This window comes from Mangrovibacter phragmitis, from assembly GCF_001655675.1.
In the GTDB taxonomy this organism is placed as follows: domain Bacteria; phylum Pseudomonadota; class Gammaproteobacteria; order Enterobacterales; family Enterobacteriaceae; genus Mangrovibacter; species Mangrovibacter phragmitis.
The window spans coordinates 397,594-414,818 of sequence record NZ_LYRP01000012.1 but is presented as its reverse complement, the minus strand read 5'-3'; the positions used below and the strand labels follow the sequence as shown (position 1 = coordinate 414,818).

The following is a 17,225-nucleotide window of genomic DNA, read 5'->3' as shown; positions in this document are numbered from 1 at the left end:
AAGAACAGAAGGAATACATCATGCCGATTACCCCGGTTATCGACCACGCAGTAATCAATGTCGATGACGAACTGAATCAGGCACAACACTTGTTTCAACGGATGGGCTTCCAGCTCAGTGAGCGTGGCCATCACTCTATGGGCTCCAGCAACCACCTGGCTATCTTCAAAGATAACTACCTGGAGCTGCTGGGTTATGAAGCTGACAGGCAAACTTCGTCGCGCGGTTTGTGGCAAGTTGCTCCGGGTCTTGCTGGCCTTGTCTGGAAAACGGCAGATGCCCACGCCGTATGGCAACATTTGCAGCAATGCGGGCTGGAGGGAGAGCCTCCTACAGCATTTTCCCGGCCAGTTACCCTGCCCGACGGCAGTACCACCGAAGCGCGCTTCTGTATCACCCGGATTCGTGGCAGTGCACTGGATTATGGCTTCAGTTTTTTCTGCGAACAGCAAACACCTGAAGCCGTGTGGCAACCCGCATGGCAGGTTCACCCAAACACGGTGCAGTCACTGACCGCGTTTGTGATTGCCGCACCTCAGCCAGTACAAACGTTGGCGTTATACCGCCAGTTGTTTAACTGTGTGCCTCGTATGGATGCGCAGGGTGGCTATGTTCTTGATTCGGGCACCTGCCGCCTGCGGGTTATCAGCCATGACCAGGCTGGCCGGGAATTTGCGCTGCCGCCAGCCGGGCAAAATGCCCCCGCTAAAATGGTGGCGCTGTGTTTCCAGGTTGCCTCATTGAACCAACTCAGGCAGTGCCTTACCCAGGGCGATATACAGTGGCAGGAGCAGGATAACGCACTGCTGGTAACGCAGCAGCAGGCGCAATGGCTGGCGATGCGTTTCCATCTCTAAATCCTGGTGGCTTCACTGGGCGGTAGTGTTGCACCGTCGCCCAGTGTGCGCTGCATTAACACGGTATCTACCCAGCGCCCATGTTTAAAGCCTACCGATTGCAGCGTCCCAACTAGGTTAAACCCCAGGCTCTGATGCAGGCGCAAAGATGCCTGATTTTCGCTATTACCAATCACCGCCAGTAACTGCCGGTAACCTGCCTGCTCTACCAGGCTAATGGCATGAGATAACAACGCTCGTCCAAGCCCCTGCCCACCATGTTGGTGATGAATATAAACAGAATCTTCCAGGGTAAAACGGTAAGCGTGGCGCGGGCGATATGGCGCCAGGTAGCAATAACCCAGCACCTGTTCACCTTCCAGTGCCACCAGCCAGGGTGTACCGTGAGACTGCACTTTTGCCAGCCTGCCCGCCATTTCAGCAACATCCGGCGGCGTTGTTTCAAATGAAGCGATACCATGTTCAACATGCCAGGCGTAAATTGCACAAATTTGCGCAACATGTTGCTGTTGTGCGGGAATTATTTTCATGTTTTGCTCACAGGGATTATGCAGGCCTTCAGAGTGCCATGTTTCGGGTATTCCAGACAGCCTGTATTGCTTATGCACGCTATAAGGAAGCCTTTGATGACCGCCCTTAATCTGGATCATCTGCATACATTTTGCCTGGTGGCCCGCTACGGCAGTTTTTCCTCAGCCGCCAACCTTCTGGGGTTGTCTCAACCTGCGGTAAGCCAGCAAATTCGCCAACTGGAGCAATGGTTTGCCACGCGCCTGCTTGAACGTACTGCCAGAGGTATGAAGCCTACGCCCGCGGGCCAGGTCTTACTGGAGCTATCACCACAACTGGAACATATCGTTGCCGATATTCAGGCTCAGGTTGCCAATTGTAGTGGTATTGCCCGTGGCATTGTCTCTCTGGGCATGGGGGCTACCGCCTGTATTCACCTGATGCCGCCAGTGCTGCAGGCACTTCGCCAGTCTCACCCGCAACTCACCGTCAGTATCCGCACCGGTAATACGCAGGAGATTATCCGCGCCGTAGAAGAAAACCGGCTGGATGCCGGATTAGTGACGCTCCCTGCCGACAGCCGCAACATAGCGCTGACCCCATTATGTGACGATGAATTCTTCGCTATTGGCCCGTCGGAAGAGGCTCGGGACAGGGTACTTTCCCCGCTAACGCCCGAAACACTGAGCCAACACCCACTGATTATCTTCGAGCCAGGCAGCAGTACCCGCAAATGCATTGATGGCTGGTTCTCCGAAGCAGGCTTCGGGTTACAGCCGGTGATGGAATTAGGCAGTATCGAGGCCATAAAAAGCCTGGTGCGCGCTGGTATGGGTTACAGCATTGTTCCCGCGATGGCCATCACTCAGCCAGAACCCGGCATCACCAGCCAGCCGTTAACGCCCCGGCTTTCGCGCACGCTGGCGCTGGCCTTACGCCAGGATAAGCCCCTGAACCACGGTATGAATGCACTGCTCAGCGCACTAAAAAACGCTGTCCTGCCGGTTAACCCGGTGTAGAGCTTCACAACCGGGCATGACCACGTTAGGTTATGCTTAATGTTCCCCGGACTGAAGCTGAATATGACTGTGCTGCTTAATGAATTTAATCAACCTGTTGGCGCACCACTCACTGGCTGGCAAGGCTGCCCGTTACCGCAACACTGTAATCTGCAGGGCCATTACTGCCACCTGGTCCCACTGAATGCGGCGAGCCACAGTAAGCAACTCTATGCCGCATGGCTTCAGGCAGAAGATGACCGGGGCTGGACCTGGTTACCCGCCGGGCCATTCGCAGACTTCGCCTCATTTAACCAATTTATTATTCAGGCTGCCGAAAGCCGGGATCCTCTGCACTATGCGGTGATTGACAACGCAAGTGGTGAAGCAACGGGAAGCCTGGCGTTAATGCGCCACGACCCGAAAAATGGCGTTATCGAAGTGGGTTCCGTTATTTTTTCACCGCGCCTGCAACATACCACCGCCGCTACAGAAGCCCATGCGCTACTGATGCATTACGTGTTCGATACGCTGGGTTACCGGCGCTATGAATGGAAGTGTGATTCCCTGAATGCCCCCTCCCGCCGGGCAGCGGAACGGCTGGGTTTCACTTTTGAAGGTATTTTCCGCCAGGCCATTGTCTATAAAGGGCGCAACCGGGATACCGCCTGGTTTTCGCTGCTTGATAGCGAGTGGCCGCAAGTTCGTGATGCCCTGAGCGCCTGGTTATCACCGGGTAACTTTGATGAGCATGGGAAACAACGCCAGGCACTGAGCGTATTGCGTGCCCGGCAGCAAAACCCACAGGAGCAACAAAAGTGACCACTACAATTCGGGACATCCGCCCGGACGATGAAGCCGCCTGGCGTGTTTTATGGCAGGGTTACACCACCTTTTATGGCAGTGACATCCCTGAACAGGTTACCCGCCACACCTGGCAACGCGCTCTGGACCCGGCAGCCCCATTCGGAATTCGGCTGGCAGTTTTTAATGAACAGGTTGCTGGTTTTAGCCTGTATGTGCTCCATGAAGGCTCATGGGTCACCACCCCGGTGTGTTACCTCGAAGATTTATTTGTTGACCCTGCTGTACGCGGGCAGGGCCTGGGACAGGCGCTGATCGAGGATCTTATCCATCTGGCTGAGCAAAACAACTGGTCCAGGCTCTACTGGCATACCCGGGAAGGCAACCCGGCCCGGGCATTGTATGACAAGTTCACTCAGGCCGATGATTATGTGCGTTACCGGTTAGCTATTGGTACAAATACTTGATACCTGATAGGGTGGTTTTCTGCATGCAAACCTGGCATTGTTTTTAGCAGGCCAGGTTTTCAGGATTCAATTTTCCGGGAAATGTTTTAGCATTACCTGGTTTAGCGGATAACACTTAGTTAAGCATCATTTCAACATCATTAGCACAACTGAAAGATAAAGAATTATTTTTCATTCCCGGCTAATTTCATTAATGCATTTCACAGAGCAGTACTCATGATTACTACAAAGATAATAAAACTGTATTTTATTAAAACTACAATATCCATTACACGTTTGTTTATTGTATTTTTTATATTATTGACAACCGGATGTGTTGCCAATCGAATGACTACTGCACAGGATATAGCAAAACAAGGACATTTATCAGAACAAATCATTGAGACGCCTGAGTTTAATTTTCTTACCTGGCAACGCATAAATGCACCATCACAACCACTTACTATTTATATTGAAGGCGATGGTCTGGCATGGATTTCACGCTACCAGCCCTCATCTGACCCAACGCCGAAAAATCCTGTCGCACTGCGGCTGGCGGCACTGGATCCCGGAAGTAATGTGGTGTATATCGCCCGGCCCTGCCAGTACATTGGTGTGGGCAGCAACCCCGCCTGCCAGGTGCCTTACTGGACAAACCGGCGATTCTCTGCAGAGGTGATTAACGCTATGTCCGCAGCAATTGACAAGATTAAACAAAGTACCTCAGCAACTAAAATTCAATTAGTGGGTTATTCTGGGGGCGGCGCGGTTGCCGCATTATTAGCTGCACAACGTAAAGATATATTATCCCTGCGCACAGTGGCGGGTTATCTTGATATTGAATATGTGAACCAATTACACCATGTTTCGCCGATGCCCGATTCGCTTAATCCCATCAATAAAGCGAATAAATTGGCGCTTATTCCTCAAATTCATTTTAGTGGTGCACATGATACATTGATTACTCCAGAGGTTGCTCTACGCTTTATCCGGCACACGGGTAATAGTTGTGCGCGCGTTGTTCTTGTTCCCGGAATGACGCATCAGGGTCCCTGGGAAACGCAGTGGCTCCACTTGCTCAAACAGAAACCTGAATGTGGCAAGGGAGGTAAATAAACAGAATAAGATCAGCAGGGTAAAGTATGAACAAGTTATTTAAAGTAAAACCACTGATAGTGGCCATTGCTTCTGGGCTGTCGGCCATGACAGTAGCTGGCTCTGCTGGTGCGACAACCGACACACTGGTTATCTCAAACACATCCAGTGATATTCAGGTTTCATCCGGTGAAAGCTACACCTCAATTACAGTGACGGATACCGGTGTAATTGCTGGAGCCAACGACGGAATCTACAATAACGGTACCATCACCACTATTACCAACAATAACCTTCTGGGAGCCGGGTACTACGGTATCCGCTCAAGCGGAAATATTGGAACTATCAATAATCTCGGGACCATAAGTTCTGACCGCGCTTATGCCCTCTATAATACGGGTACTATTGATGCGTTGAATAACAGTGGAACAATAAGCGCAGGATGGGGTTACACTATCCTGAACAATGGCACCATCAACAGTATCAACAACTCAGGCACACTCAGTGCTGGCACCACATCATCCAATGTACTGAATAATTCGGGTACGATTGGCAGCATCACCAATACCGGGACGATTAAGGGCGATATCACTTCATCAGGTAGTCTGGATTTTATTGGCGGCACGGGCAGCACCATCGGCACGCTGACTGGCTATACTGCAGATGAATCCACACCCGTAATTGGCGCGATTAATTTGTCCAGCGGCGATTTGACCCTCAGCTCCGGGAATATGCTGCTGAATGATAATGTCACGCTTTCATCGGGCTCTTTTAAGAACACCGGCGCTAATCTGTACATTTCCAACCCCATCACCATTACTGGAAACTACACCCAGTCTGCCAGTTCATCCCTGAATTTCAATGTTGCCAGTGATGCCGTTACTACAGGTAGCCTGTCTTCCGATTCCGGGTATGGCCGGTTGATTGTCAATGGGGCAGCTACGCTGGCATCGGGATCATCTGTCAACCTGGTCAGCCAGGGTTACGCGTTTGCGGCAGGCCAGCGTTATGTGGTTATCGATGCTTCAGACGCAGCCAACACACAATACAATGCCGGAGCCCTGAATTATAACGCATCAGGCTTTACAGGTACCGTAAAAGGCAGCGCAGCAACAGACGCCAGCTCAGGGGATGCATTGCTGGTGCTGAATTTATCTGCGGCACAAACAACCTCACCAACGACCCCAACGACACCGACAACGCCGTCCTGGGAACCCACTATTGGTAATGCCATTTCATCCTTAAATGGCCTGCAAAATTATACTGGTGTTTCAAATGCAGGGTTGTTGAATTTATACAATGCTTCGTTAGCGATTAATTCTGTTGGTGAAGCCAATAGAGTGGGAGAACAGCTTTCTCCGGGCATGAATGCCAGTGCAGCAAATGCGGCGAGTACCGCGACTTTTGACATGCTGAATGTGATTGGTTCAAGAATCAGCACGACGCAGTTTGCCTGGCGTAACAGGCAAAGTGGTATTGCTGCCGGGGATGAATCACTCAATAACGCGGTATGGGGGCAAACTTTTGGTGGGCGCGCCAACCAGGGCAACACCAGTGAAATGTCCGGCTATAAGGCAACTTATGGTGGACTGGTTTTGGGTGCCGACCGCGCGATAAATGATAACTGGCGTTTAGGTGGCGCGCTCAGCTACACCTCAACCAATATTAAAGGCAACAGTAGCTTTAACGGTTCAAATGCCTATGTAAATTCCTGGGGGTTAACGGCTTATGCCAGTTACCTCGCGCCGGACTGGTATACAAACCTGTATGCAACCGCTGCAACTCAGCGTTTCAACACACAACGTAGCGTAGATTTCACCGGGTATTCTGGTATTGCCAACGGCAAGTTTGATGGACAGCAGTATGCGGTAAAAGCCGAATTTGGTTACCCTTTAGCTGTCACTCAGGCATTCACTGTGACGCCATTAGCCAATCTCAGCTATAGCTTTATGCAGCAAAATGGCTATACCGAGTCGAACGGTAATGGCGCTGCATTACGGGTAGATGCCGCCCACTCAGATGCCATTAAGTCCGGGCTTGGTGCCAAATTTGAGGTCACCACGTCAACACCAGTGGGTGAGCTGACACCTTACTTACAAATGCTCTGGTATCACCAGTATGACAACCAGCCGATGAAGATTTCCTCCAGCTATGCGGCGGCCATCGATGAAACTGGATTTACCACCCGCGGCGCATCGCCAGAAAAAGACACCGGTGATTTCAGCGTTGGGGCTACCCTGGTTCACTCTGGCACCTCCAGCATTACTGCCTACTACGATATTAGTGCAGCACCGCACTATTCAAACCAGTCAGTCAGCTTACGGTTCAAACAGCTGTTCTGATTAATACGCACCCGGCCTGGTGTCAGCACATGACACCAGGCTGTTCACCCCGGTGGCGTCTGTGGCGCAAGCCAGCATGAGATGGTGTCTTTCATAACAACCAGGCGTTGCTCCAGCTCAGCGACCTGTTTTAAATCTTTTTGATACAGAATCGACAGCGTTGATTGATTTATCAGGTAGAAAAAACCCAGAGCAGAGATACTGATATTTAATTGCATCGCATCAATACCAGGCCGAATACTGCCATCTTGCTGACCACGCAACAGGATAGTTTCAGTAATACTCAACCAGCTACGGTTAATGGGCACAATAGTATCCAACGCTTTAAGGTGACGAGCCTGTAATTGGTTTTCACTGTTTAGTAAGCGAATAAACTCCGGATTTTCCAGATAATAATGCCAGGTAAACTCCACCAGCCTTAATACAGCATCGCGCGCAGGTAATGCGTCCAGATCAAGCGCAGCCTCTTTGGTACGAATGTCCAGATATGCCGCTTCCAGTACCTTTGAGAACAGCATATCTTTATTGTCAAAATAATAATAAATCAGTTGCTTATTCACTTGAGCAAGTGCGGCAATTTGGTCTACCCGGGCCCCATCAAATCCTTTATCTGCAAAGACTGTTTTAGCTGCACTAAGGATCAGTCTTTGAGTCAGTTCGGGATCATGCCGGCGTTTAGACACACTCTCCTTAACCATTTTTCCCCCGTAAAATCATTCAATTAAATTTACTGCAATCATTATTAACCAATTAGTTGAATCTGAGAAGTCGATCATCCTTTTCTTTTTTACGCCTTCCTATACTGTTTATATTAAATCAACTGGTTGGTTGAAATTAAAAAAGGAGCAGCATTATGACTTGTGCACAACGTCCGGTGGCTTTCGTTACCGGTTCTACGCGTGGAATTGGCAAGGCCTGCGCATATCAACTGGCACAAAGCGGATTTAATGTTGCCATCAATGGGCGCGACACCGAAGAAAGCCGTACACGGCAAGAAGTAATAGCTGCACAGATCCAAACCCTTGGCGTAGAAGCCATGGCCGTACCCGGTGATATTGCCGCACTGGAGAGCCAGTCTGCCATGCTGGAAGCTGTGGTCGCGCGCTGGGGGCGGCTTGATTGCGTTGTTAACAATGCCGGAACAGCAGCCAGACAACGCGGCGATTTACTGGATGTGACGCCTGAGAATTATCAATATTGCCAGGATATAAATACACGCGCCATGTTCTTCTTCTGCCAAAAAAGCGCAAAAATCATGCTTGAACAAGGGCAATTAGGTAATCAGCATCGCGCCATTATTAATGTCACTTCCTGTAGTGCCCAAAGCCTGAATATTTCTCGTGGTGAATACTGCGTCTCTAAAGCAGCTGCCAGTATGGTCACACAACTTTTTGCCATGCGCCTCGCTGAATCCGGTATTGGCGTGTATGAGGTTCGACCTGGCATTATCGCAACAGACATGACCAGCACCGTTAAACCCCAATATACGCAGCTTATTGAAGAAGGGTTAGTTCCCATGAAACGCTGGGGACGACCTGATGACATCGCTGTCGCTATTGATGCGCTGGCGAGCGGTAAATTGCCTTTCACTGTTGGCCAGATCATCGAACTTGATGGTGGCCTGAACAAATCCCACTTTTGAAGACGAGGTACTTCAATGGCCACTATTTCTCTTGGCATTATCATGCACGGCGTCACCGGCCGTATGGGGAAAAATCAGCATTTGATTCGTTCAATTGTTGCTATCCGTAATCAGGGTGGCGTTGCTCTGGCAAATGGCGATTACCTGATGCCCGACCCAATTTTGATTGGGCGTAATGAAGAAAAAATCGCAGCTCTGGCTAAAGAAACAGGTATTGCACGTTGGGGAACCGACCTCGACGCAGCACTGGCAAATCCTAACGACACTATCTTTTTTGATGCAGCAACGACTCAGGCACGCCCCACTTTACTGAAAAAAGCGATTGCCGCAGGCAAACATATTTATTGTGAGAAACCTGTTGCGGTGAGTTTGTCTGAAGCCATGGAACTCTATCACTACGCAGAACAACAGGGTGTTTGCCACGGTGTGGTGCAGGACAAATTATGGCTACCCGGATTACGTAAATTACAGCTTCTCAATGAGTCTGGCTTTTTTGGCAAAGTTCTTTCTGTACGAGGTGAATTTGGCTACTGGGTCTTCGAAGGTGATTTACAGCCAGCGCAGCGTCCATCCTGGAACTACCGTCAGGAAGAGGGTGGCGGCATCATTCTCGACATGATCTGCCACTGGCGTTATGTCATCGACAATTTATTCGGCGAAATCAAGAGTATTAGTTGCCTTGGTGCCACCCATATCCCACAACGTGTCGATGAACAAGGTAATCCTTACGCCGCAACCGCAGATGATGCCGCGTATGCCACTTTCGAACTGCATAATGGCACCATCGTACAAATCAACAGCTCCTGGTGTGTGCGGGTTCGTCGTGACGACCTGGTGACATTCCAGGTCGATGGCGTCAATGGTTCCGCTGTAGCCGGACTGACCGATTGCCTTACCCAGGCCAGAGTTAATACCCCCAAACCTGTCTGGAATCCTGATGAGCGCCAGACTCATGACTTTTTCAAAGACTGGGTTCCGGTACCGGATACCACAACCTATGACAACGCGTTCAAAGTGCAGTGGGAAGGTTTTTTACGCCATGTCCACGGTGAAAGCGATTTTCGTTGGAATCTGCTTGAGGGCGCCAAAGGCGTACAACTCGTAGAACTGGCTTTGCAAAGCTGGCGCGAACGCCGCTGGTTGGATGTTCCGTCTTTGATCAAATAAGGAGCGCATATGCAACACCCGGATCCACGGCGGCTTTCCATTAATACCGCAACCGTACGTAAACAGTGGACACTCGATAAAATAATTGATGGTTGTGCCCGCCACGGGATCTGCGGGATCTCGCCATGGCGGGATCAAGTACAGGCGCTGGGGCTGGAGAAAACAGCCCGGTTAATCCGTAGCAATGCGTTAACCGTCAGCGGCTACTGTCGCGGCGGCATGTTTCCGGGTGTCGATGACGCTACCAGACAGGTAGCGAGTGATGATAACCGCAGGGCAGTGGATGAAGCGCTGGCGCTGGGTGCAGCCTGCCTGGTACTGGTCGTGGGAGGCCTGCCCGGGTCATCAAAAGATATCGCGGGTGCCCGTCAGCAAGTCAAAGACGGGCTATCCCGGTTACTTGATTACTCACGTAACGTTGGTATGCCATTGGCGATTGAACCATTACACCCAATGTATGCTGCCGACCGCGCATGTGTGAACACGCTGGAGCAGGCTAACGATTTGTGCGATGAACTGGGCGATAAAGGGCTGGGCATTGCCGTTGACCTCTACCACACCTGGTGGGATCCGAAGCTCTTCCCACAACTGGAACGTGCTGGGCGTAACCGCATTCTGGCATTCCACATTTGCGACTGGCTGGTGCCAACCCGTGATTTGCTCTCTGACCGGGGAATGATGGGAGATGGTGTTATCGATATTCGTAGCGCCCGTCTCGCCGTTGAGTCACTGGGCTATCAGGGGGCACATGAAGTTGAAATTTTCTCGGAACTGAACTGGTGGCAACAGGAACCTAACGACGTCTTATCCACCTGCAAGGAGCGTCATCAGCAATACTGTTAATCAGAGTTTTTGCGGTATCTGATTTCTCGTCACATCCGATATGTCGAGGGCATTATGCACACAGATACAAAAAGAATGATCCTGGTGTCCGTGTTATGTGGGCTGGGATACATGATGTACTCCGTTGATCGCATGACAGTTTCGTCAGCCATCAGCCTTATGGCCAGTGATTTTCATCTGGATCGTGCACAATCAGGTTTTCTGATGAGCTCCTTTTTTTATGGCTTCATCGGCTTCTTGTTTATTTCTGGCATTATCGCCGACAAACTCAGCGGCAAACCGGTTCTTATTCTGGGGTTAGTCATTTTCTCTCTTGCCACGATGAGCACCGGAATAGCAGGTAGCCTGACATCACTCCTCTTTTACCGGGTGATGACCGGGATAGGCGAAGGTGTCTTTTGGCCTGCCGCCTCTCTGGAAGTGGCCAATGTAACCACAGAGAAACAACGCACCACAGTCATGTCTCTCTACTGGATGGGCTACCCGATTGGCGGTTTTTTGGGTACCTGGCTTGGCGCCATGCTTGGCCCTGTCTTCGGCTGGCGAGTGGTTTTTTATGTGGCGGGCGGCATGGGTTTGCTGGTCGCTCTGGCCTATGCCATATTGGTAAAACCAAAACCGACAGAGAAAAAAACGCACCAGGCACATAGAGCGTCGTTGCCACTCAAACAGCTGTTCCGCAACCCTTCCGTTTTACTGATGGCACTGTACTACTTCCTGTTACTCAGTGGCTGGTGGATTGTCCTGCTGTGGGCACCAACATTTTTAATGAATGTTAAGCACTTATCGATAAGTGTCGCAGGCACTATTGCCAGCCTGCTGGGTCTTGCTGGTGCCCTGGGGGGACTTGTGACAGGTCGCCTGTGCGATAAAGGCAACTTCAACCGTAAACGCGCTATCCTGATTGGTATCACCTTACTGAGTAGCCTGCTCATGGCGGCAATGGTGCTAAATATGCCTGTATATGCCGTGATAGTAGTCATTCTCTTGCTTGGCTTCTTAGGCTACCCAGTTACGCCACTGGTGATTTCCTTTACCGCTGAGTTGGTTCCGCAGGCATTACGCGGTTCGGCTATTGGCTTTGTCATGAATATAGGCATGGCAGCCGGTGGTATTTCCCCTGTGTTAGCCGGGTACTTCGCTGATATCTATTCCTTAAGTACTGTATGGTGGGTTGCTGCCTGTGTCATGGTATTCAGCTCCCTCATGTTGCTTGGTGTACAAAAATCCCCGGCTGCTTATTCCAGCCCGGCAGAGCCTGGTCTGAGCCCCAGTAAACAGTAGAGGCAAATATGGCAACGACCCTCTCTCAATCCATCCTGACACCTTTAACGGATGTCACGATGCCACGGCATGTGGCTGCAGCAAACCCGTCACTCACACTGGATATTGCTGGTTATTCCATTCCTCTTTATAGCCATGAGGCGTTGGTTATCGGCAGTGGCGCGGCTGGCCTGCGTGCCGCCGTTGAACTGCGTCGCAGAAAAACAGATGTTGTTGTCGCCACACAAACCTTGTTTTGGGGAACGTCTGCCTGCTCGGGCTCAGATAAGCAGACACTGCACACGGCATCCACCAGTTTTCATGGTGATGACTTTGTTAAGCTGGCGGGAGCGTTAGGAGCGGGTGGTGCAATGGATGCAGATACCGCTTATGTCGAAGCGGTTGGTTCCATCGAAGCATTTATTGGTTTGAAAAGCATTGGGTTACCATTACCGGAAGACCGTTACGGTGCCGTTTTACGCTACCAGACAGATCACGACGAAGCTGGCCGTGCCACCAGCTGCGGGCCACGTACTTCACGGTTGATGGTCAAGGTATTAGCAGAAGAGGCTATCTTACTCAATACCCTCTTTATCGACCATGCAACCGTTATACGCTTGCTGACGGAAGGCGAAGGAGCATCCCGCCATATTGTGGGCGCTGTCGCCATAGTAAAAGGGGCGCGTTGCCCGGACAACCCATGGGGACTATGTGTAATACGCGCCAGTGCCGTGGTTCTTGCGGCTGGAGGGCCTGGTGAACTATTTCGTGACAGTGTTTATCCGAAGCGCTGTTTTGGGTCCCTGGGGTTAGCACTGGCTACCGGGCTGGAAACCGTCAATCTCACCGAGCATCAATTTGGTATCGGGACACGCCGTGATGAATTCCCCTGGAACTTATCTGGCACCTATATGCAAAGCATGCCCTACATCTATTCCGTAGATACTCAGGGCCAGGAACATAACTTTCTTGCACGCTATTACCGCACCACCAGGGAACTCGCTTCCAATATTTTCCGTAAAGGCTACCAATGGCCGGTTCACGCCAGCCGGATGCTGGATTTCGGTTCCAGCCTGGTTGATCTGGCAATTTACAGTGAAGCACAACAGGGCAACACCATCTTTATGGACTTTAATCGTAACCCGTTACCTGTTGAAGGCTCGCCGGATTTCTCTCTGGAGGACCTGGATGACGATGTCCGGGCGTACCTGACAAACAATGACGCTAACCTGGCACTCCCCATCGAACGCCTGCGACACATGAACCCTCTGGCGATTGAATTGTACAAACACAATGGTCATGACCTGACAAAGCACCCACTGGCTTTTAACGTTAACCACCAACATATGAATGGTGGTATTGCTGTCGATACCTGGGGGCAAACGTCTTTATCCGGGTGTTATGCCATTGGCGAGGCGGCAGGTACACATGGCGTGACGCGCCCGGGCGGAGCTGCACTGAATGCAGGCCAGGTTTTTGGATTACGTTGTGCCAAACACATTAAGGCGACAAGCCGGAATAAAACGGATTCCTGCTTCACCAACGAAGTGTCGGCACTCATCAATACCATTCTGCGTGACAGCACAACGTCGCAGGCCCCCACTATTGAGGCCGTTAAAACAGAAATACAACAACGTATGAGCGACGTTGCCGGATTCATTTGCCACACAGACCAGGTTCCTGAAGCACTGGCAGCGGCCAGGCGTCTCAATGAACAGATAACTCAGCATGGCATCGCCATTACACATCCCAACCAAACCGCACAGCGCTTCCAGTGGCAGCAAATGGCTCTGGCTTGCGAAGCATTATTAACCGCGTTGAATTTCTATATTGAACAGGGTGGTGGCAGCCGTGGAGCACGGGTGCTTTGCTCCCCTGACGGCGATCAAGTCCCTTCAGCTCGTACTGGAGCACTGACGGCCTACCGTTTTTTAGCGGAAAACCCGCAACACAGGCAACAACAATTGGTTGTGCGCTGGTTAGATGGCGACTTCAGGGTAAGAGTGCAGGGTCTGCGACCACTGGAGGACCTTAGTACTCTGTTCTTTGAAAAAAACTGGCCTGATTTTCTGACGGGCAGTATTTATCACCATGCTCCAACGCCACCGGGCGATTAAGAAGCCAGCGCCTGAGCACACGCCCAGGCGGAGCTCCAGGCCCACTGGAAGTTGTAACCACCCAGCCAGCCGGTGACATCAACCACTTCACCAATAAAATAGAGCCCTGGCACCGTGCGGGCTTCCATGGTCCGGGAAGAAAGCGCATGGGTATCGACACCGCCAAGCGTCACTTCGGCAGTGCGGTAGCCTTCTGTGCCATTTGGCACCACCTCCCACTGTGACAGGCGTGCAACCAGGTCAGCCTGCTGGCGAGCGTTAAGCTGTTTCAGAGTGACATCTGGCACGAATCCCAGAGACATCAGCACCTCAATTAACCGCTTAGGCAATAACAAGGCCAGGGTGTTTTTCAGGCTCTGGTTCGGGTGTGCCTGGCGTTGTTCGTCCAGTAACGCATCCACGCCACCATCTGGAGCCAGGTTAACCACAACCGGCTCACCTGCCCGCCAGTAACTGGAAATTTGCAGTACTGCCGGGCCAGACATGCCACGGTGTGTGAACAGAATATTTTCACGAAATTGGGTGCCATCCTGAGCGGTGACAATGGCGGGTAGCGATACACCTGACAACGTTTGCAACTGTTCCAGCAAGGGTTTATGCAGCGTGAATGGTACCAGGCCTGCCCGGGTAGGTAATACGGGGAGGCCAAACTGCTCAGCCACTTTATAGCCAAAAGGTGAGGCGCCCAGACCGGGCATAGACAAGCCGCCACTGGCAATCACCAGCTTGTTAGCGTGAATTTCCGCGCCATTAAGCTGCAACGTATAGCCCTGCTCATTGCGCTCAATAGTTAACACTTCGCTACGCAACCGCAATGTCACGTTACCCTGCTGGCACTCGTCCATCAACATGGTGACAATTTGTTCTGCTGAATCATCACAAAACAACTGTCCCAGTGTTTTTTCATGCCAGGCAATACCATGGCGGGAAACCATGTCGATAAAATCCCATTGGGTATAGCGTGCCAGGGCAGATTTGCAAAAATGAGGGTTTGAGCTCAAATAGGCCGCAGGTTCGATATAAAGGTTAGTAAAGTTGCAACGACCACCACCAGACATAAGAATTTTTCTGCCTGGTTTTTTCCCGTTGTCCAGTACCATGACGCGCAAACCCGCCTGCCCGGCCTGTGCCGCACAAAATAACCCGGCCGCACCCGCGCCAATCACCACCACATCGAATTGTTCCACACTTTCCCCCTGTTTTATCTGGCGGCGAATTGTAAAGATAGTCCGTGAATCACACCAGCACAAAAGCCAATCTTTCAGGTATCCCATTGAATTATTACAAATTAATGACAATCAGTAAGAAAAGCGACGCAATTTAAATCAAAAAAAGTCTATTTTCACTTTGCCCCCGGCGCAGTTGTCCTGGATAATGCGCCGCGTTCATGTCCACAGAATGGCTTAACGTCTATGCTACATCTCTTTGCAGACCTGGATTTGCATACCGGGTTGTTATTGGTTCTCGCACTGGCTTTTGTGTTGTTCTACGAAGCCATCAATGGTTTTCACGATACAGCAAACGCTGTCGCTACCGTCATTTATACGCGTGCGATGCGCTCACAACTGGCTGTTGTAATGGCTGCTGTATTTAACTTCTTCGGTGTCCTGTTGGGCGGGCTGAGTGTTGCGTATGCCATCGTTCACATGCTGCCAACAGACTTATTGTTGAATGTCGGTTCCGCACACGGTCTTGCCATGGTGTTTTCCATGTTGCTTGCCGCCATTATCTGGAACCTTGGCACCTGGTACTTTGGTTTGCCGGCCTCCAGTTCTCATACGCTGATTGGCGCTATCATCGGTATCGCCCTGACGAACGCCCTGATGACTGGCACATCCGTCGTGGAAGCACTCAACATTCCAAAAGTCATCAATATTTTTGCCTCTCTAATCGTTTCTCCGATTGTCGGCATGGTGCTGGCGGGTGGACTGGTGTATCTGTTGCGCCGCTACTGGAACGGCACCAAAAAACGCCGTCGCGTCCACTTAACACCTGCTGAGCGCGAAAAACAGGATGGTAAAAAAAGGCCGCCATTCTGGACGCGTATTGCCCTGATTGTTTCTGCCATTGGTGTCAGCTTCTCCCACGGCGCGAATGACGGGCAGAAAGGTATCGGGCTGATTATGCTGGTATTAATTGGCGTGGCACCCGCCGGTTTCGTGGTAAACATGAGTTCAACAGGTTACGACATTACCCGCACACGGGATGCCGTGACGAACGTCGAACTCTATTTCCAGCAGCATGGTGAAGCAGTTAAACATGTCATTGATATGTCGCCACCGGCTAACCTGGCACCCGTTCCGGGTGAAGCGCATGAGTTCCATTGCGATGCCAGCCGTGCTGTGTTTGCGCTGGATACTGCCAAAGGCCTGTTAGCCAACCTCGACAGCTATGAAAAGTTGAGCCTGGAGCAACGCAGTCATTTACGCCGTATGATGCTGTGTATTGCCGATACGACAGACAAAGTCGCTAATCTGCCGGAAACCAACTCCGACGATAAACGGTACCTCAAGAAACTCAAAGGCGACATGCTGAGCACCATCGAATACGCGCCCATCTGGATTATTATGGCGGTTGCGCTGGCCCTGGGTATCGGTACGATGATTGGCTGGCGCCGCGTTGCCACCACTATTGGTGAGAAAATTGGTAAGAAAGGCATGACTTACGCACAAGGGATGTCTGCACAGATGACTGCTGCGGTTTCTATCGGTATTGCCAGCTACACCGGCATGCCAGTGTCCACCACCCATGTGTTGTCGTCTTCTGTGGCCGGTACCATGCTGGTTGATGGCGGCGGGTTACAAAGCCGCACGGTTAAAAGCATTCTGATGGCATGGATATTTACTCTTCCTGCTGCCATTCTGCTTTCCGGCTGCCTGTACTGGTTGTCATTGCACCTGATCTGATTTGCAAATTTCACCATAAGCGGGCTGTAAAGCCCGCTTCATATTGATGAAAAAGAAGGGAAAAACGTGGTTTTCCCTTCTTTTTAGTGAGTAGCCGAAAATCAATGAATTGATTTTCCTTGTTTTTGATTGGGTGACACCCTCTGGTTCTGTGCGAAAGTGAGGATTGTCATCGACCATAAGCGGGCTGTAAGGCCCGCTTAATCTTACCTTTTCAGCGCACATTCCATTCAGC

General features: G+C 51.0%; 15 protein-coding genes. 12 read left to right on the top strand and 3 right to left on the bottom strand.

All coding sequences use genetic code 11. From position 1 onward, the window contains the following. Window positions 1–20 precede the first annotated feature (20 nt). Complete coding sequence (locus A9B99_RS12120) at window positions 21–857, top strand: VOC family protein (protein WP_064597808.1); 837 nt, start codon at window positions 21–23, stop codon at window positions 855–857. Here A9B99_RS12120 and A9B99_RS12115 read toward each other — a convergent pair. Then, window positions 854–1,387: a GNAT family N-acetyltransferase gene (locus tag A9B99_RS12115; protein ID WP_064598065.1), complete on the bottom strand. Its 534-nt coding sequence runs from the start codon at window positions 1,385–1,387 to the stop codon at window positions 854–856. The genes A9B99_RS12120 and A9B99_RS12115 overlap by 4 nt on opposite strands. Before the next feature lie 96 nt (window positions 1,388–1,483). On the opposite strand from A9B99_RS12115, the gene A9B99_RS12110 reads away from it, so the two are divergent. From A9B99_RS12110 to A9B99_RS12090, 5 genes are all read left to right on the top strand, one after another. Further along, window positions 1,484–2,386, top strand: a complete 903-nt coding sequence (locus tag A9B99_RS12110; RefSeq protein WP_064597806.1) for a LysR family transcriptional regulator — start codon at window positions 1,484–1,486, stop codon at window positions 2,384–2,386. Between the two features lie 63 nt (window positions 2,387–2,449). Beyond that, on the top strand, window positions 2,450–3,187 hold the full coding sequence (locus tag A9B99_RS12105; RefSeq protein ID WP_064597804.1) for a GNAT family N-acetyltransferase: 738 nt from the start codon (window positions 2,450–2,452) through the stop codon (window positions 3,185–3,187). Next, window positions 3,184–3,636 carry a GNAT family N-acetyltransferase gene (locus tag A9B99_RS12100; RefSeq protein WP_064597802.1) on the top strand — a complete coding sequence of 151 codons (453 nt, stop codon included), beginning with the start codon at window positions 3,184–3,186 and terminating at the stop codon, window positions 3,634–3,636. Before A9B99_RS12105 ends, A9B99_RS12100 begins: the two co-directional genes overlap by 4 nt. Window positions 3,637–3,963: 327 nt before the next feature. Further along, window positions 3,964–4,731 carry an alpha/beta hydrolase gene (locus A9B99_RS12095; RefSeq protein WP_197499271.1) on the top strand — a complete coding sequence of 256 codons (768 nt, stop codon included), beginning with the start codon at window positions 3,964–3,966 and terminating at the stop codon, window positions 4,729–4,731. A 26-nt stretch (window positions 4,732–4,757) separates the two neighbouring features. Next, complete coding sequence (locus tag A9B99_RS12090; protein WP_064597800.1) at window positions 4,758–7,052, top strand: autotransporter family protein; 2,295 nt, start codon at window positions 4,758–4,760, stop codon at window positions 7,050–7,052. 44 nt (window positions 7,053–7,096) lie between these two features. On the opposite strand, the gene A9B99_RS12085 is transcribed toward A9B99_RS12090, so the two are convergent. Continuing rightward, complete coding sequence (locus A9B99_RS12085) at window positions 7,097–7,735, bottom strand: TetR/AcrR family transcriptional regulator (protein WP_231889175.1); 639 nt, start codon at window positions 7,733–7,735, stop codon at window positions 7,097–7,099. 170 nt (window positions 7,736–7,905) lie between these two features. Between A9B99_RS12085 and A9B99_RS12080 the strand changes: the two genes are divergently transcribed. Genes A9B99_RS12080 through A9B99_RS12060 form a run of 5 tightly spaced genes read left to right on the top strand, consistent with a single transcriptional unit; the run spans window position 7,906 to window position 14,084 of the window. Next, window positions 7,906–8,694 (top strand): 3-ketoacyl-ACP reductase, encoded by a 789-nt coding sequence (locus tag A9B99_RS12080; protein WP_064597796.1) that lies wholly within the window; start codon window positions 7,906–7,908, stop codon window positions 8,692–8,694. A gap of 15 nt (window positions 8,695–8,709) precedes the next feature. Then, window positions 8,710–9,861, top strand: coding sequence for a Gfo/Idh/MocA family protein (locus tag A9B99_RS12075; protein ID WP_064597795.1), 1,152 nt, complete (start codon window positions 8,710–8,712; stop codon window positions 9,859–9,861). 9 nt (window positions 9,862–9,870) lie between these two features. Next, a complete protein-coding gene (locus tag A9B99_RS12070) occupies window positions 9,871–10,704 on the top strand; it encodes a sugar phosphate isomerase/epimerase family protein (RefSeq protein ID WP_064597793.1) in 834 nt (277 codons plus the stop codon). 54 nt (window positions 10,705–10,758) lie between these two features. Further along, entirely contained in the window at window positions 10,759–11,988 is a 1,230-nt protein-coding gene (locus A9B99_RS12065; RefSeq protein WP_082917866.1) for an MFS transporter, read from the top strand. Window positions 11,989–11,996: 8 nt separating this feature from the next. Further along, the gene (locus A9B99_RS12060) at window positions 11,997–14,084 is read left to right on the top strand and encodes an FAD-dependent oxidoreductase (RefSeq protein ID WP_064597788.1); all 2,088 of its coding nucleotides are present in this window, start codon (window positions 11,997–11,999) and stop codon (window positions 14,082–14,084) included. On the opposite strand, the gene A9B99_RS12055 is transcribed toward A9B99_RS12060, so the two are convergent. Next, a complete protein-coding gene (locus tag A9B99_RS12055; RefSeq protein WP_064597787.1) occupies window positions 14,081–15,271 on the bottom strand; it encodes a BaiN/RdsA family NAD(P)/FAD-dependent oxidoreductase in 1,191 nt (396 codons plus the stop codon). The two genes, A9B99_RS12060 and A9B99_RS12055, sit on opposite strands and share 4 nt — an antisense overlap. Before the next feature lie 225 nt (window positions 15,272–15,496). Here A9B99_RS12055 and pitA point away from each other — a divergent pair, with 225 nt between their 5' ends. After that, window positions 15,497–16,990, top strand: coding sequence for an inorganic phosphate transporter PitA (pitA, locus tag A9B99_RS12050; RefSeq protein ID WP_064597786.1), 1,494 nt, complete (start codon window positions 15,497–15,499; stop codon window positions 16,988–16,990). Window positions 16,991–17,225 lie beyond the last annotated feature (235 nt).